This window comes from Sulfurimonas sp. NW9, assembly GCF_051132275.1.
GTDB lineage: Bacteria > Campylobacterota > Campylobacteria > Campylobacterales > Sulfurimonadaceae > Sulfurimonas > Sulfurimonas hydrogeniphila.
The window spans coordinates 491,492-517,225 of the sequence record NZ_CP093236.1 but is presented as its reverse complement, the minus strand read 5'-3'; the positions used below and the strand labels follow the sequence as shown (position 1 = coordinate 517,225).

Below are 25,734 nucleotides of genomic sequence, written 5' to 3'. Positions count from 1 at the left end.
TGCCTTAAATGAAGCAGCTTTTTTGGAACGCGGACTTCAGTCCGGGCTGAGAGTGGCAAGACTATTGCAACAGCCGGCACTGAAGTACCGGTTCCAAGAGGGCATTAAAGTACGGGTTTCAAAAAAGCCATTCAGAAAATGAATTTTAAATTGCCATGAAGCAAATACAATACAAAGAAGAGATATGAGCAACAAACTCCACATAGTTTCACTCGGATGTACCAAAAACCTGGTCGATACAGAAGTGATGATGGGAAAACTACAAAATTTTGAACTCACAGACAACAATGAAGAAGCCGATGTCATTATTGTCAATACCTGCGGTTTTATTGACGCGGCAAAAGAAGAATCAATCAATACCGTGCTTTCTCTGCATGATGCACGAAAAGAGGATTCACTTCTTGTGATGGCAGGCTGCCTGAGCGAGCGCTATCAAGAGGAGTTGACGGAGCAGATTCCCGAGGTTGATATTTTTACCGGTGTGGGTGATTATGACAAAATTGATGAGCTTTTGGTTGAGAAAAAGAGCCGTTTTTCTGATGAAGTATACCTTATTGACGGTGCTGAGCGTGTTGTAACAGGTTCTACATACCATGCCTACATCAAACTCTCAGAAGGGTGTAATCAGACATGCAGTTTTTGTGCGATTCCCTCTTTTAAAGGTAAATTAAACTCGCGTAATTTAGATTCTATCGCCAAGGAAGTTGAAGGACTTGTCAAAAAAGGCTACTGGGATTTCTCTTTTGTTTCACAGGATTCAAGTTCTTATCTGCGTGACCAAAATATCAAAGACGGACTTTCTCTGCTTATTCAGAGAATTGAACTGATTGAGGGTGTCAAATCTGCGAGAATTCTCTATCTCTACCCTTCAACTACAAGCATGAAACTTCTGAAAAATATTGCAAAAAGCAAAGTGTTTCACAACTATTTTGATATGCCTATCCAGCACATTAACGATGAGATGCTGCGTATTATGAAACGCGGATTCGGCAAAGAAAAAACACTCGAACTGCTGAACTACATGAGAAGCCTGCCAGACTCTTTTGTACGCACAAGTTTCATCGTCGGACATCCGCATGAAACAGAGGCAATGTTTGATGAGATGTGTAATTTTGCACAAAATTTCGGCTTTGACCGCATCAATGTTTTTTCCTATTCTGACGAAGAGACGACTTCAGCCCATGATATGCAAGATAAAATCTCAGAAAAAGTCAAAGCCGAGCGTGCACAGATTCTTGGTGATATTGCAGCAGAGTGCACAAAAAAATCTCTTCAAAAAGAGGTCGGCAAAACCACACAAATCGTCATAGACGGGGAGAGTGATGAACATGAGTATCTTTTAAGCGCAAGAGAACTTATCTGGGCACCGGAGATTGACGGTGAAATTTATGTCAATGACAGAACGCTTGATGAAGATTTGGATTTTGGCAAGATTTATTCTGCTAAAATTACCGAGCTAGTCGGAAATATTCTTACAGCAACCGTAGACAATGCTCAAAAGCAAGACTAAAAAGGCCTTACAAACAACAAAAAACCTGCTGGCATTTTCTGCCGGAGGCGACTCTACTGCCCTGCTCTTTCTTCTTTTGGAAAATGACATCAAATTTGATATTGCTATTGTTGATTACGGAATAAGAGAACAAAGCAAAGAAGAGGTAGTCTATGCAAAAGCCTTGGCAAAAGAGTACGGCTTTACATGTAATGTCCATCACGCACAAAAAATTACAACTAATTTTGAAGCCAATGCCAGACAAATTCGCTATGATTTTTTTGAATCTCTTATACAGCAGAATAGTTACGACACCCTCCTCACAGCCCATCATTTGGGAGACAGGTTTGAATGGATGCTTATGCAGTTTTGCAAAGGTGCCGGTTGTGCAGAACTTGCCGGCATGCAGGAAAAAACACAGCGCAACGGCTATATGCTTTACAGACCACTGTTACATGTAAACAAAGAGGAACTTCTTGAATATTTGCATGGAAACAACATTAGATATTTTGAAGATGCAAGTAATGCGGACGAAAAGTATACACGCAACATTTTTCGGCACAACTACACAAACCCTCTCTTACAAAAATATGCACAGGGTATCAAAAAAAGTTTTGCCTACATGGATGCGGATGTAAGGGATTTGATACAGAGTACTTCCTTGCAAAAGATAAATGAACTCGCCTGCTTTAAAAAAACACCTACAAGAAGAAATGACATCTATCATATTGACAAATATCTCAAATCAATCAATCATCTCATGAGTGGCGAAGAAAAAAAATTGCTACAAATTCAAGACAGTTTAGTCATAGGCAGAAAGTATGTGGTGACGATGATGGCAGAGTATATTTTGATTGCACCCTATATAAAACCCGTCAATATGCCAAAAAATTTTAAAGAAAGAATGCGTTCTTTACATGTAGAACCGAAATTACGGGGCTATTTACTCACAGACCCGGAAGCAGTAGAATTTTTATCTTTGTTATTGGTATAAACTTTCATTGTGAATGATGACTTTATCATTTCTCCCTCACGCTTAAAATCTATAGGAAAATTAACGCCTATAATCCAGTCAGCCTTGTTGAGTGCATCCAAAAAATTATAGAAATTTTTTGGTGAACTGATTTTGGATGTTGTATTGACTTCATATGTTGCAAAACCCTCTTCATCTTTTGAGCGCTCCACTTTCATTACATGTAAGGATGAAAAAAAAGTTTTATATTTTTTTTCAAACCTGTCAGGGTTAAATGTCATATCAAATGCAGTTATAATATGTCTGTTCTTACTCTGTAAATCTTTGAGTGTTTTGAGGTTTTGTCATAAAAATCCTGATATTTACGCAACTCTGCATTCTCTTTTCGCAGCTCAAGCCTGGATTGGCGATACTCTTTTCCCTTAGGAATAAGCAGTCCAAAAGAAAAAACAAGCACAAACAGAAACAGAAAAACAGATATCAGTAAAATATATAAATAGTGACGGGAAATTTTAATTTTCACTTCTAACCTCTCTGTCTGTGATTCATCCATATAGTTTGTCGATACAAACATAAGCCAACCATTCTTTGCAGGATAAAAACTGCTGTATGTTTTATGAAATATTGAACGTAATGGCGCCTGGAGCATAAAATTATAGACATCTTTGTTTGGTGTTATACCATACAGTATCAAACCGTTTTTTAAAAGTTGTGCCCGTGAAAGCGTGATGCGTTGCGGTACCAGGTCAAACAGGTTTGCGATAGAATCTTTTAATACCATATTTTGTGTAAATACTTTTTCTGCTAAAGCCTTTTGCTTTTGAATAAAGTTTATTTGATTCTGCATATGACTGATACTGGCTTCAAGTTCTTTTTTGTGTTCTATGATTGATTGCTTATCCTGTATGAATGTATAATCTTTATAAAGCAAAAACGAATATGTTGCAAGAAGCATTAACAGTGTCATCGCAAAAAAAGTGAACACTATTTGCAATTCCGGTGTCAGAGGCGTCTTTTTTCTTGGTTTTATATAGCTGTATTTCATAAACCAAGCTCCAGCTTTGTGAGTTCACATAACTCGGCTCCAAGATCAGCCTGTCTTACATAAACATTAAAGAACATCTCTTCTTCAAGATACTTTTTTAAATCGTTTGTCACCCCTGTACCATCGGCAATATAGACATTCTCTACAAATCTGCTTTCATATTTTTCATCTTTGTAAAAATGTGAAACAGCCAACTGAATGAGTGTAAACCGCTGATAGTCTTCATTAAAAGATTCGTTTTGTTCATCTTCAGGCAACGCATTCTCACTCTCAAACAGTTCTTCTTCAACATCTTTACTTTCGGAAAACTCATCGATGTCCTCAATCGAATCCAGATCTTCAATATCACCAAAATCATCTAAAGAATCCAAGTCATTCTCATCAACATCTATATCTTCCAAATCAATGCCCTCATCAAGGTCCAGATCAAGATTTGTATCAATATCTTCATCTATTCCTTCATGAAGTGTAATATCTTCAGCTTCATCAGATGCAATCATATCCAGATGTTCTGCATAAAGAAGATTTGAATGTTCAAAAATAGCCACAGAAATTACATTGTTTTGAACAAGAACATACATTGCAAGATTTCCATTAATTTTATCCTGAAAAAAATTTGCCAAAAGAACAAAAGGAGAAAATATCATATCAACACCAATATCTTCATATTTGCGTTCTATCTCATAAATATCATTTTTTGCAGTATAAAAAGTCCATCTGTTCTCAAAGCATTTGTATTTTGACATAGACAAATCAAAATAATGGTCCAACTTGTTTTTTTCACATGAAGGAAGAGCTCCCTGCACCAAAGATGTATCTAAAACAGCTATGTAAAAATAGGGAGACTCTTTTGTGTATTCAGAAATAAAATCATACATTTGTGTAGTGAGAGAGGTTGTTTGAAATTCAGAGTTTACTTCATCGATTACTCCTTTTTTTCCATATAATTCTATATGAACCAGGGTACTCTCTTTTTGGACAACAATATTCACCAGGACTTTAAGGTAAAAAGATTCCAGTAATCTGCTCAGCACTCGTTCTCCCCTAAGGGGTGTGCTTTGTTGTAATTTTGTTGTTTCAATGCACTGCCTAATTTTGTATATATCTGCGTTGTTGCCATGGATGCATGTCCCAACAGTTCACTGACATCCACTATCGGTGCACCTCCGTTTAACAAAGAGGAGGCATAAGAGTGACGAAGCTGGTGGGGTGTGACTTTCAAGGCTACACGCTTAAATATTTTAGTTATCATATATCTTAGACTATTTTCGCTTAATCTTTCGCCATTTTTTTCAAAAAGAAATTTTTTTAGCACAAAAGTTGACAAATATTCATCAATGAGTGTTCTTGTGGATTTGAGAAGCGGTATATCTCTTTGTTTATTACCTTTTCCTGTAACCCGTATCCATTCACCCGAAATATTTTCCAGTTCCAATGATGCAAGCTCAGAAATACGCAACCCCACAGTATAGAACATACTCACAGCAGTTTTTCTTTTAAATCACACTTTTGCAAAGCTTCCAAAATATGTTCATGAGAGATGGGCTTTGGCAGTGTCTTTGCAACCTTTATACTCTCATCCGCCTGCAAGGTTACATGTAAACCCTGTTCTTGTACAAATGCAACAAAACTTCGAACAGCGCTTAATTTTTTACTAATTGTTTTTGCATTTAAACCAGCGATGAAAATCCTGTAAGGCATCAAATTTAAAACGGTATGCCCGTTTTCCTCCACTGTCTCTATGTATCCGAATGCTTCACTCAGAACATCTGCATAGGTTTTTATCGTTAAATCTGAATAGCCTCTGTGCTCTTCCAGGGAGGTGAGAAAATCTTTTTTGTATTTATCTATTGACTTTTTCAAGAAGCTTCTCAAAATCTTTATAATATTTTGCTGCTTCACGTACTAACTTTTTATCTGTAATTACGCTTGGAGCAAGTTTTTTATAAGAATCCACCATTATCTCACTCATCAGTTTTATTTTGGCTCTGTCCGCATCACTTATGGTCTCTTTAGCTGCTATAAGATTAATCTCAGTCATATACTCTTTTGCCTGATCTATGTATTTTTTATACTTTATGGAAGTTTTGGACTGTGCCATTATTGTTGCAGCCATGCGGTTGTATATGTCTAGGCTGAAGGCCTCATTGGCACGTTTATAGGCTTCTTCATAATCACCAATCTCATAATAATATTTCGCTTCTATGGACTTTTCATAAGAGGGATTGACCAAAAAGTAGATACCCATAATTACTAAAAAAAGAGCAGCCAAAGCCGGAAAAAAAAATTTATTGTTCATGTTTGAGTAACCCCTTTTTAATCAAGTCTCTGGCCTCTTCAAGTTCAAGCCCTTTTATATCCAGCAAATCACTTATATAATAGGTAATTGTACCAAAAGGTTTGGGAATTACAAACTTATCCCATGAATTCAGCTGCCAGTAACTGCTCGGTTTGATCTCTACAAGGGTAATTTTCACATCTGCTTTTTGTGCCATGACGATGATCCCGTCAGCAACCTCATGCCGTGGGCCTTTTGGCCCATCCGGGGTAATGCCCAGGTCATATCCCTCTTTTAAAGCCTTTATCCCTTGCAAAAGCGCTCTTGCAGCATTGCGTCTGCTTGAACCCCGAATCGTTTTAAAACCAAAATAACTGAGTGTTTTTGCGATGAGTGTGCCATCAAAATGATCTGAAATTATAAGTTTTACATGAGGAGTTTTTCTGTAGTGTAAATAGGCATAGGGAATCATCAAAAGTTCCCCGTGCCAGCAAGCCATTATGAAGTTCTCTTCACCAAGTGTTGCAGGCGCATGAAAAACTTTTTTATTTGTAAGGTAGAGTAGTTTTATAAGCAAAGAGCCTGTAAAGGGAAGGAGGTAAAGTGCAAGAGAACGGCTTATCTTCTTAAGCAACGACTTCGCCTGTTAAAATTGTTCTGCCGATAGAAGTAATTTTAACATCTCTAAACTCTCCTAACAACTCTTCGCTCCCTTTGACTTTGATTACGAGGTTATTATCACTTCTGCCTGAAACAAAATTATCTTTATTTAGATTTTCAAAATAAACACGAAAAGTTTGTCCCAAATACTTTGCATTGATCTCATCTAAAAGTTCATTATGCAATGATTGCAGATACGAAAGTCTCTCTGAAGCTACTTCTTCATCTACCGTATTTGTAAAATGCTGTGCTTCTGTTTCAGGACGAGGAGAATATTTGAATGAAAAAATCTGATCAAACTTTACCTGTTTCATCACATCAATTGTATCTGCAAAATCTTCATCACTCTCACCGGGAAAGGCGACTATGATGTCCGTTGATATACTTACATCAGGACACTCTGCGCGCAGTTTTTGCACACGGTTTAAGAACCACTCTTTTGTGTACCCGCGTTTCATATCTTTGAGCACTTTGCTTGAACCGCTTTGCAGTGGCATATGCATAGATTTGCAGATTTTAGGATTTTTGGCAAATTCTTCTATAAATTCATCATCCATATGAAAAGGGTGCGGTGAAGTAAAACGGATACGTTCCAGGCCCTCTATTTTTGAAAGTCTTCGCAATAATTCCGTAAAATTTACCTTTTCATGTTCACTTGATGAAAAACGGCGCCCGTAATTGTTGACATTTTGCCCGAGTAAAAATACTTCTTTTGCACCGTTGCTGACTGCGCGTTTTGCTTCATTTATAATCAAATCATCAGGAATCGAAATTTCATCTCCGCGTGTTTTTGGAACAATACAAAATGTACACCGCTTGTCACAGCCTATTGAAATGTTGATATATGCTTTATAGGGGGATGTTCTAAAATCATCAAAAGCAAATTCACTCTCATCATAATTTATGTCTATTTCCACAGCTTTGTCTTTATGTAAAACTTCACCGATTTTAGAAACATTTCTTGCACCCAGAACAAAATTAACATAGGGTGCCCGTTTTATAATCTCTTCACCGAGATGAGAAGCGGTACATCCGCATACACCGATTTTAGCCGAAGGTTTTTTTCGTTTGTTAAAACCGCCGAGCTCGGAGAAAAGCTTATGAACAGGACGCTCTCTCACAGAACAGGTATTTATCAAAATAAGGTCGGCCTCTTCAAGGGTCTGTGTCGTTTCATACCCCTCTTTTTCGCGTAACTGTGCTATCATATGTTCAGAGTCACGAGAGTTCATAGCACAACCCAAGGTTTCAATAAATAACTTTTTACTCATAAACTGCTCTTTAGCTCATGATGTGAACTTGGTACATGTAGTCATTGTCTGACAATCCGTACTTTACTTCACTCATATAAAAACTTTTTCCCATTGCTTCGTAATGGTCTTGCAGTTCGAGTAAATCTTTATGTGAATTTTCTCTGTCAAAATAAAATATTATACTCTCATTTTTTTCTACTTCTGCATCCAATTTAGCTAAATCAACTTTTTTCGGTTTTGCTTCTAAATCAGTTCTTGCAAATTTCAAATCCATTACTTATTCCTTTAATTTATTCTATACATTCAAGGGAACCTTTTTATTCCCTATTTACATGCCAAAGAAAATATACCCTCATGGGGTACCTTGATTCCTTTGACTGCGTTAATACCCCGAGGGTACTTCCTCGCTTCACTTACAGCGCACAGGTTTCCTTCGACAGGAAGTCCACGCCGCATTGCGGCTTTTTATAACTCATAAAAGTTTTGGATTATACTCAAAATCTACTAAAAATTGGGTTAAAGCTATTTTTAGTAGATTTTGGATACAATTATATACTTCAATTAAGAAATCCCCCGTCATAGCAATTATCAATGTCAGATTTCTTAAAAATACTAAGGAAATACCTATGGAAAAAATTTTAGATATAGCCGAAGCAATCGGTCATGAAAAGGGTTTACAACCTGAAAAAGTAATGGAAGCACTGAAAACTGCTTTTGTACAAACTGCAAAACGTGTAATCGGACAAAACTTTGCTTTTGAAGCAGATGTTGATGAAGATACAAAAAATTTAAAAATTATTCAGACAATCACAGTTGTTGCTGATAATGATGAAAAACTCCAGGATGAAGAGATTGCTCCCGCATATATTTCACTTACCGAAGCAAAAGAGTATGATGATCAGGTAGAAATCGGAGATCAACTCCAAATTGACCATGACCTTGAGGACTATGGCAGAACAGCCGCTTCACAACTTCACCGTGAAATAGAGTACCATATACAACGACTTGTGGAAGATGAAATTTATAACAAATACAAATCCAAAGTAGGTACACTTGTCAGCGGTCGTGTTACACGTGTTGATGCACAAAACAACACATACATCGAAGTGGATGAAATTCGTGCAGTTTTACCAATGAAAAGCCGTATAAAAGGCGAAATATTTGAAGTGGGTGATCACATAAAAGCGGTTGTAAGGCGTGTAAATATGGACAAAGAAAACGGGATGCAAATCGAACTTTCTCGGACAAGTCCAAAATTTTTAGAAGCACTCTTGGAACTTGAAGTGCCAGAAATTGCAGAGGGTTCGGTCATCATAGAAAAGTCAGCCCGTATTCCGGGTGAGAGAGCAAAAATCGCTCTTATAAGCACACACCCGCAAGTGGATGCTGTCGGTGCAACAGTCGGTGTCAAGGGTGTGCGTATCAATGCGGTAAGCCAAGAGTTGATTGGTGAAAACATTGACTGTATAGAGTATACAACCATTCCTGAACTTTTTGTATCACGTACAATGAGTCCGGCTATCATCTCTCATGTAGAAATTGTCAAAAACGAAGAGGGCGAAAATGAAAAAGCCATCATTACACTGCCTGCCGACCAAAAAAGCAAGGCAATCGGAAAAAGCGGTATCAACATCCGTCTGGCTTCAATGCTCACAGGTTTACAGATAGAACTTGTAGAAAATGATGCTGTCACTACAAATGAAGACGGTACCGTAGAAGAGAAAAAAGAGAGTGTTGATGCGTTGGAGGCACTTTTTAGCTAGAAAAGTTTTTGGAACCGGTGCATTAGTGCCGGCTGTTCCTGCTTACTTATGTTCTATTCATATAAGGATTTAATTTCAACAAAAGTAGATCTGCCAACATATTCCCCACAAGTGTCAACAATGCGGTTATCATTAAAATCCCCATAATGATGGGATAGTCTCGTGATAATGCCGAGATGTAAAAAAGCTGTCCCATCCCCTCTATACCGAAAATAGACTCCAAAATAACACTCCCACCGATGAGTCCGGGCAAAGAAAGCCCCAACAGAGTTATAACAGGTGGCATCAAATTTGGTAAAATATAATATCGTAACAGCTCTTTTTTTTCTAAGCCACGGGCACGTGCAAAAAAGTAATAATCACTTTTGAGTATCTCCAGAGTCAGTGACCGGATATAAATTATCATACTTCCCAAGCCTGTAAAAATCATTACCGACACTGGCAAAGTCACATGCCATGCCATATCTGTATAATTTGCAAAACCCTCTTTTGCTTCAATCGAATGAAGTCCCGCTATAGGAAACCATTCAAGTTTTATGGCAAAAAGAATAATAAAAATCAATGCAAGATAAAATGAGGGCATAGAAAAAGAGACTAAAGATATTTGACGAATAATATAGTCGCTCTTTTTTTCATACGAGAGTGCTGCTTCGATACCCAGATATAAAGATAGCATGAAAACAACAACCAAAGAGATACTGTTCATCCACAGAGTTACAGGCAGGCGTTTGAGTATCTCAGAACTTACATCCTGACCACTTACAAATGATATGCCAAAATTAAGCATAGTAATGTTTTTCACCCAAGAAATATACTGCTCAAGAAGTGACTTGTCCAGTCCATACACAGCTTTTAGTTTTTCTATTGCCTCTTTCGTCATATTCGGATTCAATTCTCCCGCTCCAAAAAAACTGTTTGGTGCAGCGTGAATAGCTAAAAAAGAAATGATTGAGATGAGCAGTAACATAAAAAGGATATAGGCTGTTTTTTTCATAAAAAGTGTCATATCTCTGCTATAAACCCTTTCGTATATATTCAGAGTATTGTCTTATATCACTACTCTCTGTTTGATTATTTTTTGCATAGGAGCCAAACAGATATGCAAATTCTATTTCATTAATTTTTGCCATAAAGATATTATATCATAAGTTAAAAAAATATCTTTGTTAGTTTTTTTGAAGAAGAGGAGAAAAGACTAACTCCCGAAAGGGAGCTAGAAAAGTTTAGACTAGAAGTTTAAAGTTAAATATGCTTGTACTATATTGTCATTTGTTGCTGCATCTGTATTAATAAATACTAATGTTGCATCTAATGGTCCAAATGATTTGCCAGCAGTTACTGTAAGTTCTTTAAGATCTTGACTACCAGTTGCTTTATGGTTAACATCTGTATAATAAACACCTAAATCAAATAAACCCTGTACAGGTGATGTAACTGTTAAGTGGATTGAATCAGTATCACTCATAGTAACCTGTCCATAGTTCCACCATACTTCTGTGTAAAGTTTTGTTTGTGCAGTTGTTGCTGCTGTTGCAGTATTGAAACCGGCATAACCGATTGAACCACCTTTGTTTACTGATGAGAAAGACAAACTTGCAGCAAAAAGATCTTTCATTTCGTACCCTACCTGTAAAGCATATACATCATCAGCTTTTGCTCCACTTGCTACAGATTTAATATTAGAATATTGTGCACCTACAGTAAGACCTGCTACACCTAAGCCGCTAGCATCTAAATCAGCTTGTAACCAATAAGCATCTGCAACTGCAGTAACACTGTAGTACCACGCTTGTGCAGTTAATGGTTTAAATGAATTATTTATAACACCAACAGCATATGCTCCTGATTTACCATATGTATCAAACTTACCACCTTCATTTACTAAAGGTGCTGTTGCAATTGGACCTGCTGCCAAAGATGATCCACCAAGACTTTCTGTACCATTTCCGTTACCTACATATGCACCTACTAACGTAGTGTCTGGAAGATCTTGATTAATAACTACAGCCGCTTCAAAAGTATTTTTTTCAATAGACCATGTTTCTGTAAATGCTAATGGTGTATCTAATTCCATACGCCCAAGTTTTACTGTAGTTTTTCCAGCAGTTGCTGCAATCCATGCTTCATTCATCCAGTTAGGAGTATTTACATGTGCACCGCGACTTGATGTATTAGGAGTAATCCCATGTGCACCACCCCATACACTGCTTACAAGGTTTTGCTCTAAACCTAATGTTGTAAGTACTGTATAACCTGCACCAGCACTAATTGCCACAGTCGAATTTTTTACTAAATCAGTTGTAACATTTAGGTTGATTGAGGCATCTGCTGAACTGTTGTCTTTATCAAAAAAAGAATTGCTTCCCGCATCAGTTGTTTCATAAAACAAGTTAGCATCACCACTAACTTTTGTGTTTTCAATTGCAAACGCACTTGAACCTATTAGCAGCGCTGCCACCAAACTCATTTTTGTAAATTTCATATTTTCTCCTTATCCTTTTACAAATTTCACGGGTAGTATAGCATAATCAACTCTTAACTTTTCATTAAAGTGATGAATTATTATACAAAATAAGATATAATTACAATATGAAACAATTAATTACAACATCACTAACAATACCACTCTTTATATTACTCAGTGGATGCGCGACAGACGCTCCTGTGGCACCATCACAAAACAGTGATTTAAATAAGATAAGTAACTCAAACGGCAAAGCAAAACCGGGATTAATACAAAAAAATCTCGACAGTTGGCTCAAAAATGAGTGGACACCTACTGTAAATGAAGACAGAAAAGTGCAAAAAAAATATATGAAAAAAGTAGATATGAACGCTACAAATACCAGCAACGACAGGGAAGAAAAATATGTAGAGGACAAGGAAAGGAACTTTACACTTCAAGAGTATGTTGACAAAGCGGCAGCATATTCAAAATTACATCCTTCTGATGAAAAGGATTCTCATGTGAAAAAACTGGGAAATATGCCTGTTATAGGGAAATAATCCGTTTTTTTTCAGTTTAGCCCGCACTGAAGTACGGGTTCCGGGTTTTTTCGGAATCGGTACTTTCTATGCTAAAGCATGACTTGTGAGAAAAACTAAATTTTTTTCTGTAATGCCGACTGTAACTTTGTTGTCTTCTCAGCCCAGATTGAAATCTGGGTTCCAAAAACTTAATTAACTTACATGTAAGCTAAGAAATCCTATTTTCTGGTATCCCATGCCAAGACAGTTTTGCCTTCTTCGTTAGTAGCTGCGGCTGCCATACCCATGATGTTGTACCCTGCATCCACATAATGCACTTCACCTGTTACACCTGAGCTTAGATTGCTCAACAGATACATTGCAGAGTTGCCGACTTCGTCTATTGTTACATTTCGCTTCAATGGAGCATTTGTTTCATTCCAGTTCAGTATCTGCTTAAAATCACCTATCCCTGCAGCGGCAAGTGTTTTGATAGGTCCGGCAGAGATAGCATTGACACGTTGCCCTTTTGCACCGAGTTCAACTGCCATATAACGTACACTCGACTCCAAGGCTGCTTTTGCCACGCCCATTACATTATAATTTACAATGTATTTTGGTCCGCCAAGATAGGAAAGTGTCAAGATGGAAGCATCATCAGACAAAACAGATTCCAAGCGATTGGTCAAATCAATAAAAGAGTAGACAGAAATATCCATGGCAATCTGAAATGCACTTTTTGTTGTTTTCATAAAAGGTGCAGAGAGTGCCTCTTTTGGTGCAAACGCAACAGAATGCACCAAAAAGTCGATTTTTCCAAAATCTTTTTCAATTTTAGCAGCAATCCCGGACATATGCTCTTCATTTGAGACATCTAACTCATATACACAGTCACTTCCAAACTCTTTTGCTATAGGTTCTACTCTTTTTTTCAAGGCATCATTCAAATATGTAAAAGCCATTTCAGCTCCCTGTGCCGCACAGGCTTTTGCTATGCCGTATGCTATGGATTTATTGTTTGCCAGACCTACTATTAAGCCTTTTTTTCCTTTCATTATCATTCGATTTTTTCCTTTATAATTAAAATTTTAGTTTTAAAGACGCAAAGCCCGAATTGGAGTACGGGTTTCGGTTAGATGTGGTCTAACTCGTCTGCCGACTCTATCATTGTACAAAAATGTTCAGCATATAATGCTGCACTGCCGACTAAAACACCGTCAACATTTTTTACCTGCAAAATATCTTTAACATTGTTGACTTTCACGCTGCCACCGTATAAAAGAGGTGCAGATGATTTTTTCTTCAATTCGGAGTGAATATCTTCTATATCTTCTAGCGTCGGTATTTTGCCCGTACCTATAGCCCAAACAGGTTCATAGGCAATAATCAGGTTTTCATATTGGGTATCAATGCCTTCATATTGTTGATATAAATATGCAAGCATCTCCTCTTTTGAAGACTCTCTCACAGCAAGCGGTTCGCCTACGCAATAAATAATCCTAAAACCCTGTTCTTTAAAATAGTGAAACTTTTCAGCTATGAATTCTTGGGACTCACCCAAAATATGACGACGCTCACTGTGCCCTATCAGTATAGTTTTGATGCCAAACTCTGCAAGATGTTCCAGCCCTATTTCGCCGTAAAGCTCCTTTTTCAACAGGATATGCATTTTGGGCACCTACAGTGATATCCGTCTTATAAGCATCAAGGGATGATATTGCAGGAAAAACTATAACCTCTTGTGAACTCTTCTGCACACAGGAATCCAACTCTTGCATATATTTGTGTGTCGCTTTTCTTGTAAGGTTTGTTTTCAAATTCGCTGCAATAATCATCTTAGTCCTTTTTATCTGTAGTTTCTACCATCAAAGGTTGTACACCCGGAAGAACCTTGCCCTCAAGCAACTCCAATGAAGCACCGCCGCCTGTAGATATAAAGCTGATGTCTTCATCAACGCCCACTCTTTTTACCAAATCAGCAGTATCACCACCGCCTACGACTGTCGTGGCATAGGTATCTGCTACAAAATGTGCTATTTTTGATGAACCTCTGGCAAATTTTTCCATTTCATAGACGCCCATAGGTCCATTCCATACTGTCTGGACATCATTGAGCGCCTCTCTGTACAGTCTTACAGTTGCAGGACCGATGTCAAGTCCCATCCATTTTTGTGGAATCTCCTGCACTGTGACAATTTTACTGACAGCATCTTCAGAAAATTTTTCTGCTGCTATAACATCCACTGGCAGATAGAATTTCACACCCAGTCTTTTTGCTTCATCCATAATATTTTGTGCTTCTTCCAGTAAGTCATCTTCCACAAGAGAAGCGCCTATTTCATAACCCATCTGTTTTAAAAATGTAAAAGCCATGCCTCCGCCGATGAATACTTTGTCAACTCTAGGCAGCAGATTTACAAGTGCTTCAAGTTTACCTGAAACCTTGCTTCCACCGATAATAGCAGCAAACGGACGGACAGGATTGTTCATAAGTTTTGAAAAGTACTGAATCTCACGCTCAAGCAAAAAGCCGGCTGCTTTGTGCTCATTGTCAAAAAACTTTGTAATGCCGTGTACAGATGCATGCGCTCGGTGACTGACACCAAAAGCATCGTTGATATAAAACTCTGCCATTGATGCAAGCTTTTTTGACAACTCCGCATCATCTTTTGTCTCCCCCGGCTCGAAGCGCAAATTTTCAAGCAAAAGTACCTCATGCCGGGGCAAATCTTTTGCTTTTTGCATAGCATCTTCACCGACAACATCTTTTGCCAACGCTACATGACGCTTTAAAAGTTGCTGTAAACGCCTTGCAACAGGAGCTAAAGAGTATTTTTCTACAACTTCTCCTTTCGGACGACCAAGATGAGATGCCAATATAACAGCACAGTCCAAATCAAGACAATAGTTGATAGTCGCTATAGCAGAACGTATTCGACGGTCATCTGCGATGTTTCCAAACTCATCCATAGGCACATTAAAGTCACATCGAATGAAGACCTTCTTGTTTGCTATATCTAATTTTTTAAGATGTAATAGTTCCAAATTTTTTGTCCTATTTTGAAATATGAAGAGCCATATCTAAAAGTCGTGACGAATAACCCCACTCATTGTCATACCATGCCATAACTTTTATCATGTTACCACCGATAACCTGTGTCAAATCTTCTGCAACAATTGCACTGTATGAGGATCCTACAAAATCTTGAGATACTCTCATCTCTTTGTCCATAAGCAAAAGACCTTTGAGTCTTGTATCTGCCATTTCATTAAAAACAGCGGTCACTTCTTCTTTTGTTGTATTTTTTGGAAACGACAACATTTAAATCAACCATAGAAACATCAGGTGTCGGTACACGTACGGACTGACCATGCAGTTTTCCTTCAAGCTGCGGCATTACAAGGCTGATGGCTTTTGCTGCGCCCGTAGTTGTAGGAATCATATTTATAGCACCGGCACGGGCACGGCGTTTGTCCTTGTTATGCTTAACATCTAAAATATTTTGATCATTGGTATAAGAGTGGATAGTCGTCATTAAGCCTTTTTCAATACCAAAAGCATCATCAAGAACACGGGCAACAGGACCCAGACAGTTTGTTGTACAAGAAGCATTTGAAACGATTTTTGTCCCGCATATTTTTCTTCATTGACACCCATCACAAATGTCGGTGTTGCTTTGTCTTTCGCAGGAGCAGAAAAAAGTACTTTTTGCACCGTTGTCAATATGCACCTGCGCGGACTCCTGTGTCAAAAAGACACCGGTACACTCCAAAACCATATCAGCGCCACATTCGGCAAACTTCAGGTTTTTTGGATCACGATCAGAAAAAACTCTTATTTTTTACCGTCAATTGCAATGTTTTCATCATCAAGCTGCACAACTTCACTTGCAAATGTTCCGTGAACAGAATCATTTTTTAACAAATATATCATCATATCAATACTTGTAGTGTCATTTATAGCGACAACTTCCACATCATCCCTTTTGTGTGCAATACGTGCCACACAACGACCTATTCTACCAAATCCGTTAATTGCTATTTTTAGTGCCATTATAGTTCCTAATATAAAATAATTGGGTAATTTTATCCAAAATTAGTTATAATTCGCATTAAATGAAAACGATAGCACTTTACGGAGGTTCATTTGACCCTCCACACATCGCACATGAGGCAATAGTCAAGGCTTTGGGCGAACTGGACTTTATTGACAAAGTAGTGGTAATGCCTACTTTTTTAAATCCGTTTAAAAAAACTTTTACTGCTCCGGCTGAGTTACGGCTGCAATGGCTGAGAGATATTTTTTCATCTTATAAAGATGTGGAAGTCAGTTCATATGAGGTCGACTTGAAAAAAAAAGTGCCGACAGTTGCGACAGTCAAACATTTGCTGGATAGTTATGACAAAATTTATTTGGTTATCGGTGCAGATAATTTAAAATCACTGCATCAATGGTATGCTTATGATGAACTGAAAAAACTGGTAACTTTTATAATTGTCACAAGAGACCGTATAAAAGTACCAAAAGATTTCATTCAGCTTAACATAGATGAAGACATATCTTCATCTATGTTAAGAGAAAATTTTGACAGTTCAAAAATACCAAAAAAAGTCAGAGATGAAATAACACAATATTACAAGGAACACAATGCAAGACAGAATACAAAACATAGTAAACACACTCGATAAAAACAAAGCGGAATCCATAGAGGTTTTTGATCTCCGTGACAAAAACTATTTCGTTGATTATGCGGTTATAGCCTCTTCTCTTGGACAAAAACACACCACTGCCCTTTTGGACCATTTAAAAAATGAACTCAAACCTGCCGAACATTTTAACAATGTAGATGAAAGCGGTGACTGGATTGTTGTTGATTTGGGCGATATACTTATTCACATCATGACTCCGGAATACAGAACAAAGTATGATATGGAAACATTTTTAGGGGAGCTTGGAAGTCACTAGATCAGTTTTCAACACCTTGTTTTGTTTATCTAAAATATCTTTATAGTTATAGATGGACTCAACATATTTGACAGGCTCTGCCCCTCTTGCATATCCGTATTTTAAAGTTCTGTAATACTTTTTTTGCGAGAGCAGAGGCAGTACTATTTTCAAATCACTCCAGACATTTGGATTAAGTCCCAGTTTTTTTGCAAGCTTTTGCGCATCTTTTATATGTCCCATACCTATATTGTAAGCAGCCAGGGCAAATTTTAGTCTGTTCTCCCCTTCTACCTCTTTGGGAACAAATTTTATCATCTGTTTTAAATGCCGTGTTCCGCCAATTACACTCTCTTTCGGATTCAATCTGTTTTTCACACCTAACATCTTTGCTGTACGTTGTGTCAGCATCATCAACCCGCGAACACCTGTAAAACTTTTGGCTTTTGCATTCCAGTGTGATTCTTGATACGAAACAGATGCCAACAGTGTCCACGGAATGTCAAATCTTTTTGCAGCATACTTAAAATATTTTTCATACTTTGGCAGTCTGCTTTTCATTCTTTTGTAAAACATTTTTGTATTATAATAATCAAAGAAAAGAATATAGCTGTAATAGTGGTCTTTAAGCTGTGTCATCTTGCCTTTTTGGTTATAATCATTGAGCCAGGCATACATATCAGCTTCTAGCTCTTTTGCATTTTTTGGGAGCAGCCATGCCAACTGTTCTCTTTTACTGATGGAAAAAGCAAGTGCTATTTCAGGAAAATACCGCAAATTAAGTGCATAGATATTTGAATCCGCTATTGTGCAGTCTATCTCATGTTTGGCAACTTTTTCAAGTAACTCTTCTGTTGAGTATTCTGAAGTTGTCGTTGCATTTATTTCATATCCGTCTGCCTGCAGTGATTTTATCGTTTCGCTGTAACTCGTATCAGCACCTACCATAATATTTAATCCTGCCAACTCCTCCACATTTCTTGGAAAATTTGATCCGCGTAACATTCCTCTGTTACAAATCACCTGCTCTTCGACTTCAAAATACGAAGGTCCAAAGTGAAATTTTTTTTCTCTGTGTGGTGTTTTTGACAAAGATGCAGATGTGATATGAATATTTGGATTTTTGGAGAGTGCTATCGCTTCTTTGACAGTATGTGCTGTTGTAATTTAAATCCACTCCCAAATGTTCTGCATATGACTGTAACAAATCATATTCAAAACCCTGTGGACCATCCGGACCTATATAGTAGGTCGAAGGAGCATTGAGCAGAACAACGTTTAAAGTTTTGTTTTCGCGAATTGTATCAAGCAGTGTTTGCTCCTGCTCTTTTTCATAGGGCACATAGGCAGTATGGCTCACCCAGCCAAATGCAAAAAAAGAGAGTGCAAAAACAAGTAATATGAAGCTGTACATGTATCTATTCATTGCATTAGTTTACATTTTTAAACTTATGCAAATATAAAACGGTTGACTCCGTTTTCATACTCATGCGCCAAAACCTGCCCATGTGCTTTAAGGATAGAGTCAACAAGATACAGTCCTAATCCAAAGCTGTTTTTCGATGGGTTGTCTTTTGTAAAAGGCTCTATGTAATACTGTAGAGGATGCGAAAGGCATGCACCTTTGCTTTCAAAACAAAGTTCGTTTTTGTCATTCATACGAATTGTAATATGCGAATCGGTAGCATATTTCATTGCATTGTCAATCATATTTTTAATAGCTGTCGTATAAAGTCTGTAGTTTACATGTACTTTTATTTTTCCGCTGATTTTTACTGTGACATGTTCTTTGTCAACCATAGCCATATCTATAGCTCCATCAATTACATCAAGCAGCCTGTACTCGGAAAAATCTTTTTTATCGCTCAGACTTGTCACCTCTTCTATCATTGCAAATTCAGTTACAAGTGTCTCCAGGCGTTTAAAAATAGAGCTGAATCTGTCTTTTTGTTTTTGCGAATCAAGCATCTGTGTGGCGATAGTCCCTTTGGCTATAGGCGTTTTCAACTCATGCATCAAATTTCTTAAAAAGAGTGTACGGATTCCAACACAGTATTTATTTTCTGTCGTGCATTTTCAAGTTCATTGGCAACTGCACCGATTTCATCTTCACGGTTTGTTTTAAAAGAAATGTCCATATTTCCGTTACCGTACAATTCAATCTTTTTTCTCAATCTGATTAAAGGACGCAGTCTTTGAAGTATCAGAATAAAAGAGAGACTGATAATCATAAATATTGTAATATAGGAATAGAGCAGATTAATATAGCTATAAGGTTTTAAATCGTTGTCTTTGATCAGGATATCACCACTTGGTGTTTCTATATGAAAGTATATATTTCTTTTATACTGAATCATAGTCGCTCTGAGATTTGTTACGATATTTTTCGTATATAACCCTTTGTCATTGATAAGCAAGGAGGTTTTAAAACTTTTAAATCCCTCTCTTTTGAGAACTTTTCCTTTTTCAAATATCTCTTTTTTCAGTTTTTCATCTTTGGTGACTTCAAGATTATACACAGCCAGATTTGCCTCAAGCATAATCTCTGAACTCTGGCGCTGCTGATGTTCACGGTATATTTGGGTGATTACTGAGTATTTTGTAAAAATGTGGTTTATATACTGTTCTTTGTTAAGTTTGTAAAACTCCCAAAAGATTGCACTCAGACTTGTCAAAGAGACAACAAGTGCAAAAAGTACCGTAAATAAAACAGCATGACGTTTGATCATTTGAGGAGCTTGTATCCTACACCACGGACAGACTCTATGAGGGATTTGTCTCCGAGCTTGTTTCTGATGCGTCCGACCATTACATCTATACTTTTGTTGGATGAGTCTTCATTAATGGCATTGACATTATGAATCAAATCTTCACGAGACACAACCAGACCCTGTTTGCTTATCATATAAGACAATATTCCAAACTCTGCATTTGTCAGCTCAATCTTGCGACCTTTATAGGTAATGGTCATCGTCTCTTTATCGCATTTGAAATCACTTTTTGATTCTGCTTTTTCTTCACTTTTTGCTTCATAACGACGCAGTACTGAGTGAATCCTTGCCTCAAGTTCTCTCGGGTCATACGGTTTTGGCAAGTAATCATCCGCACCGAGTTCCAGTGCTTTTATCTTGTCTGTCACATCACTTCTCGCACTTGAAATGATTATAGGAATATCCTGGCGTTCACGAATTGCTTCACAAACTTCCAGCCCGTCCATACCCGGCAATGTCAAGTCCAGTATAACCAAGTCAAAAGGCTCTAACTTTAATATACTTACTGCTTTAAAAGGGTCGTCTTCAGTGACAACCTCAAACTCAAATTGTTCGAGATACTCTGTAAGTATCTCTGCCAGTTCCAAGTCATCTTCAATCATTAATATTTTTTGCATAATTTATTTTAACCAATCTAATCTAATAATGGGTTAATAACCCAGTAAGAGTGTTATATGATATGCCAAAAATGCAAGAACATATGCCGTAATACTCGTAAATGCCAACAGATAAAAGAAATACTTCAAGCCACCTGCTTCACGGGTAAATACAACAGAAGCGGCAAAACACGGAAGATATACCATGATTATTACGATAAACGCCACAGCTGATGCAAAAGAGATGTTTTTGCTGATGGCATCTTTTAGCGAATAGGTTGTCTCATCGACATTTTCACCAAGTGCATACAATACACCCAGTGTTGAAACAATGACCTCTTTTGCCGCCAAGCCGGTTTCAAGTGCCACCGCCATTTTCCAATCCAGTCCAAGCGGACGAAAAAGCGGCTCGGAAAATGCACCGATTCGTCCCAAATAGCTCTGTTGTAAATTTTTACTTGCAAATTCGTTTGTCAGTTTTGCTTTTGCCTCTGCTGTTTGTGCCTGTTCTATTTTTACTTCATATTTTTTTTCTAACTCCGTATTGTGTGGATAATTACTTAAAAACCAGATAAGTATGGTAGCTCCGGCAATAAAAGTCCCCGCTTTTTTCAGATACATCAGTGTTTTTGAAACTACCGTATGCCAGACAAGCTTGAAAGATGGCAAACGGTACTTTGGCATCTCCATAACAAAAGGTTCATCTACCCCTTTAAAAGCCGTAATTTTTAAAATTTTGGCAGCAATCAGCCCGAGCATTGCACCTGTAATATAGATAGCAAAAAGAACATTGCCTGCAATCGATTCACTGAAAAATGCTCCGGCAAAAAGCACATACACAGGCAGTCTTGCCCCACAGGACATAAAACTGATGATAAAAAGTGTGAGCAGTCTGTCTCTGTCATTTTTGAGGATTCTCGCACTCATATAAGCCGGAATGGAACATCCAAAACCGGTTACCAAAGGAATAAAACTCTGTCCGTGCAAACCAAATTTATGGAAAAATCCATCGAGCAAAAAAGCAACCCGCGACATGTAACCGGTACTCTCAAGCAAGGCTATCCCTATAAAGAGGATAATGATATTCGGTGTAAAAAGCACAACCGCTCCCACTCCCGCAATAAGCCCGTCAACAACCAAAGAACGTATATCCTCATTAGTGATTGTTGCACCGATGGCATCTCCAAACCAACCAAAAAATCCGTCAATCCACTCCATAGGTACTGCACCCAGTACAAAGGTAAGCTGAAAAAGCCCCCACATTAAAAACAAAAATATAGGAATACCGTATAAAGGATGAATCAAAACAGAATCGATCTTTTCCGTAATTGTCTTTTTCTCTTTTTCCTGTTTTGTTACTTTCACGACTTCAGCAACAATACCTCGGTTAAAAGAGGCATATTCTTCGGCAAAAGCTTCCTTGATGTCATCTGTATCATGGTGCAGTTCTATATGTTTGGACGCTTCTATCAAAATAGGCTGCAACTCTATCCAAATAGGATCATCATGCAGTTTTTCATAAGTTTTTCTGTTTTCCTTTAAAAGATTTATTGCAATATTTCTATAACTGTTTTTTGCTTCATATTTGTGTTTTTTCAGATAAGAGACTATCTTTTGTATCTCTTCTTCAACCGGTTCGCTAAATACAAGCTTCGGTTCAAGTTTGGGCTTTTCATGCACATCAACAACCATGTTTATCAACTCTTCTATCCCTGTTTTTTGTGCTGCTGAAACTTTTACACAGGGGACATTGAGCAGTTCGGACATATACTCGGCATTTATCTCTATGCCCTCTTTATCCGCTTCGTCACTCATGTTCAGGGCAATGACCATCTTTTTACTCATCGTAAAAAGTTCTGCTGTGAGTTGGAGATTTTTTTCCAGATTTGTAGAGTCTACAACATTGATAATAATATCATAGTCTTCCGCGCAAAGATAATCTCTTGTGACTCTCTCTTCTATTGTATAGTCCGTAAATGCGTAGGTTCCGGGCAAATCAACAACAGTAAAATGATAATGTTTATAATCAAACAACACCTCTGTTTTATCCACTGTCACACCGGAAAAGTTTCCTACATGCAAGTGGGCATTGGAGACAGAGTTAATCAGCATACTTTTACCGACATTCGGCTGTCCCACAAGTGCTACTTTAATATGATTGGCAATAATCGGGCATACTTTTGTTTCTTCATTCATATTGTTTCAACCTCAATAAGTTCTGCTTCTTCGGCACGTAAGGCAATTCGCATTTTTCCTACTTTTACTTCTATTGTTTTTTTTCGCGGGGCATGCTCTAGTACCTGCAGTTGTGTATCTTTCATAATGCCAAAGGAGATAAGTCTTTGTTTTAAATCATAATTTGTCGCCAACTTTAAAACCTTTACTTTTTCGCCTTTTTCACAGTCTATTAATTTTTTCATTTTATTCACTTTGTCTCTTTTAAAAATTATAATTAAGCATAAACTGAACACGATTCCAGTCATGGTCTGTATTTACAGAGTTTTCTTTATCTTTTTGCATACTGTATACACATGCAAACAATAATTCATTATCTATATTATACTCTAAACTTACATCTTGTTCTATTATATGTGCTTTCTCACCCAAACTGTTTGCATTTCCTTTAAAATCACCATAGGCATACAAAAGAGTAAAAATCTCTGTTGTATAACCAATTGAGGATACCAAAGCATGCGCATCCCTGTCATCCGCAATATCATCCAATATGAGTGTATCCATACTGCTAAAAAGTGTTCCTCCGCCAAATCCGCTAAAACTTGCTGTGGCAGGGTCGTTTAAAGATTTGTCATAGGCAATACTCAAACTGATTCCCTTTACTACAAATTCAAACAACCCGCCATAAATCGTAGTGTCATAAGCACTTGAAGCCAACTCTTTTTCATTTAAATACTGCAAAACACAGTGAAGGATCATATCCTCATTAAAATGGTACTGAATCCCTCCATCGAGGTAAAATGCATTTGTTACATCTGTAATATTATAAACCCAAAGATTTAATTCCCATACATTATGATAGCTTAGCCCGCCAAAATTTGTCCCTCGGCTACCCGTTTTTTCCCATGGAGTATCCAGTCCGGCATCAACTCCCTGCCATGACTGAATATTTCCGGCCATCATCTCTAACCCGCCATCCGAATAAGATGCAACATACGCTTCAAAAGTATTACTTATCATACGGATATCATCACTGTCAGCCAGTGGAGTGTCTAAAATCTGGCGTCCTGCCCTTATGTTAAATGCTTTATATTTATAATTTATATATGCTTCGGCAAGCTGCGTATAACTGCCGTCACTTGAAGAGAGTTCACTGTTGTGCCGAGTTCCCTCACCTGTTGCAAAGCCTAGATCATGTGATATGTAAACAGCCGCACCCGCATTAAAACCCTGCAGTTCTGCCAACTCATACTTTAACTTTCCGCCAAGTGCAGTCGCATAATTATTCGCCACATTTTGTTCTTTTTGCTCATATCCGGCAAACATAATCCTAAGCTGACCTGAGACTCTGGCATCTTCAAACATGTGTTCAATATTATTTATTGGAGAAACTTTTCTCACCTGCATCAAGGCCTCTTTGTCTATATTTTTTCTTACAGAGTGAAGACGTTTCTCATTGACTAATGTTTGTTCGGCAGCACTCAGCAATGCTGTAAAAGAAAAATATAATATACTGAGTCTAATAATTTTTAGCATAAAATTCCTATTTATGATTTTGATATGCAATAATAATTCAGTTCTACTTACAGTAAGCTTAATGATATTGATAATATTTATCATATCTTTCTATTCTGTTTAATATGATTTTGCTATAATTGCATTTATATTTTACAAAGGCAGCTATTTATATGAAATTTTTATGGACACCCTCTTCTCACTTTAATCTCGCAAATGTGTTTACCTTTGTCAACATCACAGCAGGACTCCTTGCAACCTATTTTATCACACAGAACAATTTTACTTTGGCGATAGTTTTGGCATGGATTGGCGGTGCTTTTGATATATTTGACGGAAAAATTGCAAGAAAGTATAAACTCTCCAATGAGTTTGGGGTACAGCTTGACAGCTTTGCAGATTTTTTAAGTTTTGTTCTCGTTCCTGTCTTTTTGATATTTCAAGCCGCATATGCACCTTCTTTGCATGGGTTGTGGTTTATTCTTGCGGCAATTGCAAGTATCTACTATGTGATATCAGGGCTGCGCCGTCTTATCCATTTCAATTTGCATACCGACGCCGGTGCGGTTGATAAATATTTTACGGGTGTGCCGACGCCGCTTGGAGCAATTCTGCTCTGGCTTGTCTATTTGTTAAATACTTACAATATTTTACCGGCATACGGAGTTATCGTTTGTATGTTGCTTATCGGGTGGAGTTTGAATTCTACTATAAAGGTAAAACATCCCTAAGCATCAGGCTTTAAAGACACAAGCCCGCACTGAAGTACGGGTTCCAAGGGTGCTTAAAATGTAAGTTTGCCATGTCAGCTTATAAATTTTTTGCAGCATATATTTCAGTCTGAATGCCATTAAACTAAGGAACTTTTCGGAACCCGTACTTCAGTGCGGGCTTTAAGCTTTAAAATCTCCATTTTCTATTTGGAATTTACAGCGTATTTTCCGCTTCCAAGAAGTATGACAAGCAGAGACAGTATCAGATAAAGCAACGGTGTCTCCCAGGACAAACCTCCAAACTTTGAAAGTGTCAGTGAAAATCCATATGCCAAATAGATTGCCGCAAACATATTAAAAGCCAAGGCAGTCGCCGCCACTCTGGCATAGAGCCCTAAAATAATAAAAATTGGCGCTATCAACTCCCCAAAGTAGACGCCATAGGCTAAAAACTCAGGCAATCCCGCACTGACAACCAGACTTTTAACACCGCCTATACCATGTATGACTTTGTGAATTCCGTGAAACAGGATCAACACACCCAAACTTATTCGCAACAGCAGTTTTGCTATATCCTGATTTTGAAACATT

General features: G+C 37.7%; 30 protein-coding genes and 2 pseudogenes. 7 read left to right on the top strand and 25 right to left on the bottom strand.

Annotated features, from left to right (window positions below; all coding sequences use genetic code 11):
• Positions 1-184: 184 nt before the first annotated feature.
• The gene (rimO, locus tag MLC44_RS03075) at positions 185-1,510 is read left to right on the top strand and encodes a 30S ribosomal protein S12 methylthiotransferase RimO (RefSeq protein ID WP_434658446.1); all 1,326 of its coding nucleotides are present in this window, start codon (positions 185-187) and stop codon (positions 1,508-1,510) included.
• On the top strand, positions 1,491-2,483 hold the full coding sequence (gene tilS, locus MLC44_RS03070; RefSeq protein ID WP_346389388.1) for a tRNA lysidine(34) synthetase TilS: 993 nt from the start codon (positions 1,491-1,493) through the stop codon (positions 2,481-2,483). The genes rimO and tilS overlap by 20 nt, the downstream gene beginning before the upstream one ends.
• Here tilS and MLC44_RS03065 read toward each other — a convergent pair.
• The 9 genes from MLC44_RS03065 to MLC44_RS03025 are packed head-to-tail and all read right to left on the bottom strand — an operon-like array spanning position 2,429 to position 7,972.
• Entirely contained in the window at positions 2,429-2,743 is a 315-nt protein-coding gene (locus MLC44_RS03065; RefSeq protein WP_434658444.1) for a hypothetical protein, read from the bottom strand. The two genes, tilS and MLC44_RS03065, sit on opposite strands and share 55 nt — an antisense overlap.
• A gap of 11 nt (positions 2,744-2,754) precedes the next feature.
• Positions 2,755-3,507, bottom strand: coding sequence for a hypothetical protein (locus MLC44_RS03060; RefSeq protein ID WP_434658442.1), 753 nt, complete (start codon positions 3,505-3,507; stop codon positions 2,755-2,757).
• Positions 3,504-4,541 (bottom strand): hypothetical protein, encoded by a 1,038-nt coding sequence (locus MLC44_RS03055; RefSeq protein WP_151900948.1) that lies wholly within the window; start codon positions 4,539-4,541, stop codon positions 3,504-3,506. The genes MLC44_RS03060 and MLC44_RS03055 overlap by 4 nt, the downstream gene beginning before the upstream one ends.
• On the bottom strand, positions 4,535-4,984 hold the full coding sequence (locus tag MLC44_RS03050) for a tyrosine-type recombinase/integrase (protein WP_434658908.1): 450 nt from the start codon (positions 4,982-4,984) through the stop codon (positions 4,535-4,537). The genes MLC44_RS03055 and MLC44_RS03050 overlap by 7 nt, the downstream gene beginning before the upstream one ends.
• Positions 4,985-4,986: 2 nt before the next feature.
• A complete protein-coding gene (locus MLC44_RS03045) occupies positions 4,987-5,370 on the bottom strand; it encodes a site-specific integrase (RefSeq protein ID WP_434658440.1) in 384 nt (127 codons plus the stop codon).
• Positions 5,351-5,806, bottom strand: coding sequence for a hypothetical protein (locus tag MLC44_RS03040; RefSeq protein WP_346389385.1), 456 nt, complete (start codon positions 5,804-5,806; stop codon positions 5,351-5,353). The genes MLC44_RS03045 and MLC44_RS03040 overlap by 20 nt, the downstream gene beginning before the upstream one ends.
• The gene (locus tag MLC44_RS03035; protein WP_346389384.1) at positions 5,796-6,419 is read right to left on the bottom strand and encodes a lysophospholipid acyltransferase family protein; all 624 of its coding nucleotides are present in this window, start codon (positions 6,417-6,419) and stop codon (positions 5,796-5,798) included. Before MLC44_RS03035 ends, MLC44_RS03040 begins: the two co-directional genes overlap by 11 nt.
• The gene (gene miaB, locus MLC44_RS03030) at positions 6,412-7,716 is read right to left on the bottom strand and encodes a tRNA (N6-isopentenyl adenosine(37)-C2)-methylthiotransferase MiaB (RefSeq protein ID WP_151900952.1); all 1,305 of its coding nucleotides are present in this window, start codon (positions 7,714-7,716) and stop codon (positions 6,412-6,414) included. Before miaB ends, MLC44_RS03035 begins: the two co-directional genes overlap by 8 nt.
• 10 nt (positions 7,717-7,726) lie before the next feature.
• Positions 7,727-7,972, bottom strand: coding sequence for an HP0268 family nuclease (locus tag MLC44_RS03025; RefSeq protein ID WP_151900953.1), 246 nt, complete (start codon positions 7,970-7,972; stop codon positions 7,727-7,729).
• A gap of 352 nt (positions 7,973-8,324) precedes the next feature.
• Here MLC44_RS03025 and nusA point away from each other — a divergent pair, with 352 nt between their 5' ends.
• Complete coding sequence (gene nusA / locus MLC44_RS03020) at positions 8,325-9,461, top strand: transcription termination factor NusA (protein WP_418641059.1); 1,137 nt, start codon at positions 8,325-8,327, stop codon at positions 9,459-9,461.
• Positions 9,462-9,507: 46 nt separating this feature from the next.
• Here nusA and MLC44_RS03015 read toward each other — a convergent pair whose 3' ends face one another.
• From MLC44_RS03015 to MLC44_RS03005, 3 genes are all read right to left on the bottom strand, one after another.
• Entirely contained in the window at positions 9,508-10,467 is a 960-nt protein-coding gene (locus MLC44_RS03015; RefSeq protein ID WP_434637702.1) for an ABC transporter permease, read from the bottom strand.
• Between the two features lie 7 nt (positions 10,468-10,474).
• Positions 10,475-10,591, bottom strand: coding sequence for a nucleotidyltransferase domain-containing protein (locus MLC44_RS03010; RefSeq protein WP_188109981.1), 117 nt, complete (start codon positions 10,589-10,591; stop codon positions 10,475-10,477).
• 98 nt (positions 10,592-10,689) lie between these two features.
• Entirely contained in the window at positions 10,690-11,943 is a 1,254-nt protein-coding gene (locus tag MLC44_RS03005) for a hypothetical protein (protein WP_418641058.1), read from the bottom strand.
• A gap of 107 nt (positions 11,944-12,050) precedes the next feature.
• On the opposite strand from MLC44_RS03005, the gene MLC44_RS03000 reads away from it, so the two are divergent.
• Positions 12,051-12,467, top strand: coding sequence for a hypothetical protein (locus MLC44_RS03000; protein ID WP_346389380.1), 417 nt, complete (start codon positions 12,051-12,053; stop codon positions 12,465-12,467).
• Positions 12,468-12,667: 200 nt separating this feature from the next.
• Here MLC44_RS03000 and fabI read toward each other — a convergent pair whose 3' ends face one another.
• The 4 genes and pseudogenes from fabI to gap all read right to left on the bottom strand — a co-directional run bounded on the left by fabI (position 12,668) and on the right by gap (position 16,482).
• Positions 12,668-13,489, bottom strand: a complete 822-nt coding sequence (gene fabI / locus MLC44_RS02995) for an enoyl-ACP reductase FabI (RefSeq protein ID WP_151900958.1) — start codon at positions 13,487-13,489, stop codon at positions 12,668-12,670.
• Between the two features lie 71 nt (positions 13,490-13,560).
• Positions 13,561-14,263: pseudogene (locus MLC44_RS02990) on the bottom strand (triose-phosphate isomerase).
• 1 nt (position 14,264) lies between these two features.
• Entirely contained in the window at positions 14,265-15,473 is a 1,209-nt protein-coding gene (locus MLC44_RS02985; RefSeq protein WP_434658438.1) for a phosphoglycerate kinase, read from the bottom strand.
• A 10-nt stretch (positions 15,474-15,483) separates the two neighbouring features.
• Positions 15,484-16,482, bottom strand: a pseudogene (gap, locus tag MLC44_RS02980) (type I glyceraldehyde-3-phosphate dehydrogenase).
• Between the two features lie 62 nt (positions 16,483-16,544).
• Here gap and nadD point away from each other — a divergent pair.
• Together nadD and rsfS are read left to right on the top strand one after the other, a co-directional pair.
• Positions 16,545-17,117 carry a nicotinate (nicotinamide) nucleotide adenylyltransferase gene (gene nadD, locus MLC44_RS02975; RefSeq protein ID WP_151900962.1) on the top strand — a complete coding sequence of 191 codons (573 nt, stop codon included), beginning with the start codon at positions 16,545-16,547 and terminating at the stop codon, positions 17,115-17,117.
• Positions 17,077-17,394 carry a ribosome silencing factor gene (rsfS, locus tag MLC44_RS02970; protein ID WP_151900963.1) on the top strand — a complete coding sequence of 106 codons (318 nt, stop codon included), beginning with the start codon at positions 17,077-17,079 and terminating at the stop codon, positions 17,392-17,394. The genes nadD and rsfS overlap by 41 nt, the downstream gene beginning before the upstream one ends.
• On the opposite strand, the gene mltF is transcribed toward rsfS, so the two are convergent.
• The 8 genes from mltF to MLC44_RS02930 are packed head-to-tail and all read right to left on the bottom strand — an operon-like array spanning position 17,371 to position 24,451.
• Entirely contained in the window at positions 17,371-18,480 is a 1,110-nt protein-coding gene (mltF, locus tag MLC44_RS02965; protein WP_434658907.1) for a membrane-bound lytic murein transglycosylase MltF, read from the bottom strand. The genes rsfS and mltF overlap by 24 nt on opposite strands.
• On the bottom strand, positions 18,410-18,799 hold the full coding sequence (locus tag MLC44_RS02960) for a hypothetical protein (RefSeq protein WP_434658436.1): 390 nt from the start codon (positions 18,797-18,799) through the stop codon (positions 18,410-18,412). The genes mltF and MLC44_RS02960 overlap by 71 nt, the downstream gene beginning before the upstream one ends.
• 23 nt (positions 18,800-18,822) lie before the next feature.
• A complete protein-coding gene (locus MLC44_RS02955; RefSeq protein WP_434658434.1) occupies positions 18,823-19,389 on the bottom strand; it encodes an ArsS family sensor histidine kinase in 567 nt (188 codons plus the stop codon).
• Between the two features lie 8 nt (positions 19,390-19,397).
• Entirely contained in the window at positions 19,398-20,102 is a 705-nt protein-coding gene (locus tag MLC44_RS02950; RefSeq protein ID WP_434658433.1) for a hypothetical protein, read from the bottom strand.
• A complete protein-coding gene (locus tag MLC44_RS02945; RefSeq protein WP_151900965.1) occupies positions 20,099-20,761 on the bottom strand; it encodes a response regulator transcription factor in 663 nt (220 codons plus the stop codon). The genes MLC44_RS02950 and MLC44_RS02945 overlap by 4 nt, the downstream gene beginning before the upstream one ends.
• A 33-nt stretch (positions 20,762-20,794) precedes the next feature.
• On the bottom strand, positions 20,795-22,936 hold the full coding sequence (gene feoB, locus MLC44_RS02940; RefSeq protein ID WP_346389375.1) for a ferrous iron transport protein B: 2,142 nt from the start codon (positions 22,934-22,936) through the stop codon (positions 20,795-20,797).
• Positions 22,933-23,160: a FeoA family protein gene (locus tag MLC44_RS02935; protein WP_151900967.1), complete on the bottom strand. Its 228-nt coding sequence runs from the start codon at positions 23,158-23,160 to the stop codon at positions 22,933-22,935. Before MLC44_RS02935 ends, feoB begins: the two co-directional genes overlap by 4 nt.
• 19 nt (positions 23,161-23,179) lie before the next feature.
• On the bottom strand, positions 23,180-24,451 hold the full coding sequence (locus tag MLC44_RS02930; RefSeq protein WP_418641054.1) for an OprD family outer membrane porin: 1,272 nt from the start codon (positions 24,449-24,451) through the stop codon (positions 23,180-23,182).
• 152 nt (positions 24,452-24,603) lie between these two features.
• Here MLC44_RS02930 and MLC44_RS02925 point away from each other — a divergent pair, with 152 nt between their 5' ends.
• Positions 24,604-25,161 carry a CDP-alcohol phosphatidyltransferase family protein gene (locus MLC44_RS02925; protein ID WP_346389373.1) on the top strand — a complete coding sequence of 186 codons (558 nt, stop codon included), beginning with the start codon at positions 24,604-24,606 and terminating at the stop codon, positions 25,159-25,161.
• A 185-nt stretch (positions 25,162-25,346) separates the two neighbouring features.
• Here MLC44_RS02925 and MLC44_RS02920 read toward each other — a convergent pair whose 3' ends face one another.
• On the bottom strand, positions 25,347-25,733 hold the full coding sequence (locus MLC44_RS02920) for a DoxX family protein (RefSeq protein ID WP_434581169.1): 387 nt from the start codon (positions 25,731-25,733) through the stop codon (positions 25,347-25,349).
• Position 25,734: the final 1 nt, after the last annotated feature.

Coding starts and splice junctions, on each gene's coding strand:
- rimO (WP_434658446.1), top strand. CDS start 185: ATGAGCAACAAACTCCACATAGTTTCACTCGGATGTACCAAAAACCTG.
- tilS (WP_346389388.1), top strand. CDS start 1,491: ATGCTCAAAAGCAAGACTAAAAAGGCCTTACAAACAACAAAAAACCTG.
- MLC44_RS03065 (WP_434658444.1), bottom strand. CDS start 2,743: ATGACATTTAACCCTGACAGGTTTGAAAAAAAATATAAAACTTTTTTT.
- MLC44_RS03060 (WP_434658442.1), bottom strand. CDS start 3,507: ATGAAATACAGCTATATAAAACCAAGAAAAAAGACGCCTCTGACACCG.
- MLC44_RS03050 (WP_434658908.1), bottom strand. CDS start 4,984: ATGTTCTATACTGTGGGGTTGCGTATTTCTGAGCTTGCATCATTGGAA.
- MLC44_RS03040 (WP_346389385.1), bottom strand. CDS start 5,806: ATGAACAATAAATTTTTTTTTCCGGCTTTGGCTGCTCTTTTTTTAGTA.
- miaB (WP_151900952.1), bottom strand. CDS start 7,716: ATGAGTAAAAAGTTATTTATTGAAACCTTGGGTTGTGCTATGAACTCT.
- MLC44_RS03025 (WP_151900953.1), bottom strand. CDS start 7,972: ATGGATTTGAAATTTGCAAGAACTGATTTAGAAGCAAAACCGAAAAAA.
- nusA (WP_418641059.1), top strand. CDS start 8,325: ATGGAAAAAATTTTAGATATAGCCGAAGCAATCGGTCATGAAAAGGGT.
- MLC44_RS03015 (WP_434637702.1), bottom strand. CDS start 10,467: ATGACACTTTTTATGAAAAAAACAGCCTATATCCTTTTTATGTTACTG.
- MLC44_RS03010 (WP_188109981.1), bottom strand. CDS start 10,591: ATGGCAAAAATTAATGAAATAGAATTTGCATATCTGTTTGGCTCCTAT.
- MLC44_RS03005 (WP_418641058.1), bottom strand. CDS start 11,943: ATGAAATTTACAAAAATGAGTTTGGTGGCAGCGCTGCTAATAGGTTCA.
- MLC44_RS03000 (WP_346389380.1), top strand. CDS start 12,051: ATGAAACAATTAATTACAACATCACTAACAATACCACTCTTTATATTA.
- fabI (WP_151900958.1), bottom strand. CDS start 13,489: ATGATAATGAAAGGAAAAAAAGGCTTAATAGTAGGTCTGGCAAACAAT.
- nadD (WP_151900962.1), top strand. CDS start 16,545: ATGAAAACGATAGCACTTTACGGAGGTTCATTTGACCCTCCACACATC.
- rsfS (WP_151900963.1), top strand. CDS start 17,077: ATGCAAGACAGAATACAAAACATAGTAAACACACTCGATAAAAACAAA.
- MLC44_RS02960 (WP_434658436.1), bottom strand. CDS start 18,799: ATGAATAGATACATGTACAGCTTCATATTACTTGTTTTTGCACTCTCT.
- MLC44_RS02955 (WP_434658434.1), bottom strand. CDS start 19,389: ATGCATGAGTTGAAAACGCCTATAGCCAAAGGGACTATCGCCACACAG.
- MLC44_RS02950 (WP_434658433.1), bottom strand. CDS start 20,102: ATGATCAAACGTCATGCTGTTTTATTTACGGTACTTTTTGCACTTGTT.
- MLC44_RS02945 (WP_151900965.1), bottom strand. CDS start 20,761: ATGCAAAAAATATTAATGATTGAAGATGACTTGGAACTGGCAGAGATA.
- feoB (WP_346389375.1), bottom strand. CDS start 22,936: ATGAATGAAGAAACAAAAGTATGCCCGATTATTGCCAATCATATTAAA.
- MLC44_RS02935 (WP_151900967.1), bottom strand. CDS start 23,160: ATGAAAAAATTAATAGACTGTGAAAAAGGCGAAAAAGTAAAGGTTTTA.
- MLC44_RS02930 (WP_418641054.1), bottom strand. CDS start 24,451: ATGCTAAAAATTATTAGACTCAGTATATTATATTTTTCTTTTACAGCA.
- MLC44_RS02925 (WP_346389373.1), top strand. CDS start 24,604: ATGAAATTTTTATGGACACCCTCTTCTCACTTTAATCTCGCAAATGTG.
- MLC44_RS02920 (WP_434581169.1), bottom strand. CDS start 25,733: ATGTTTCAAAATCAGGATATAGCAAAACTGCTGTTGCGAATAAGTTTG.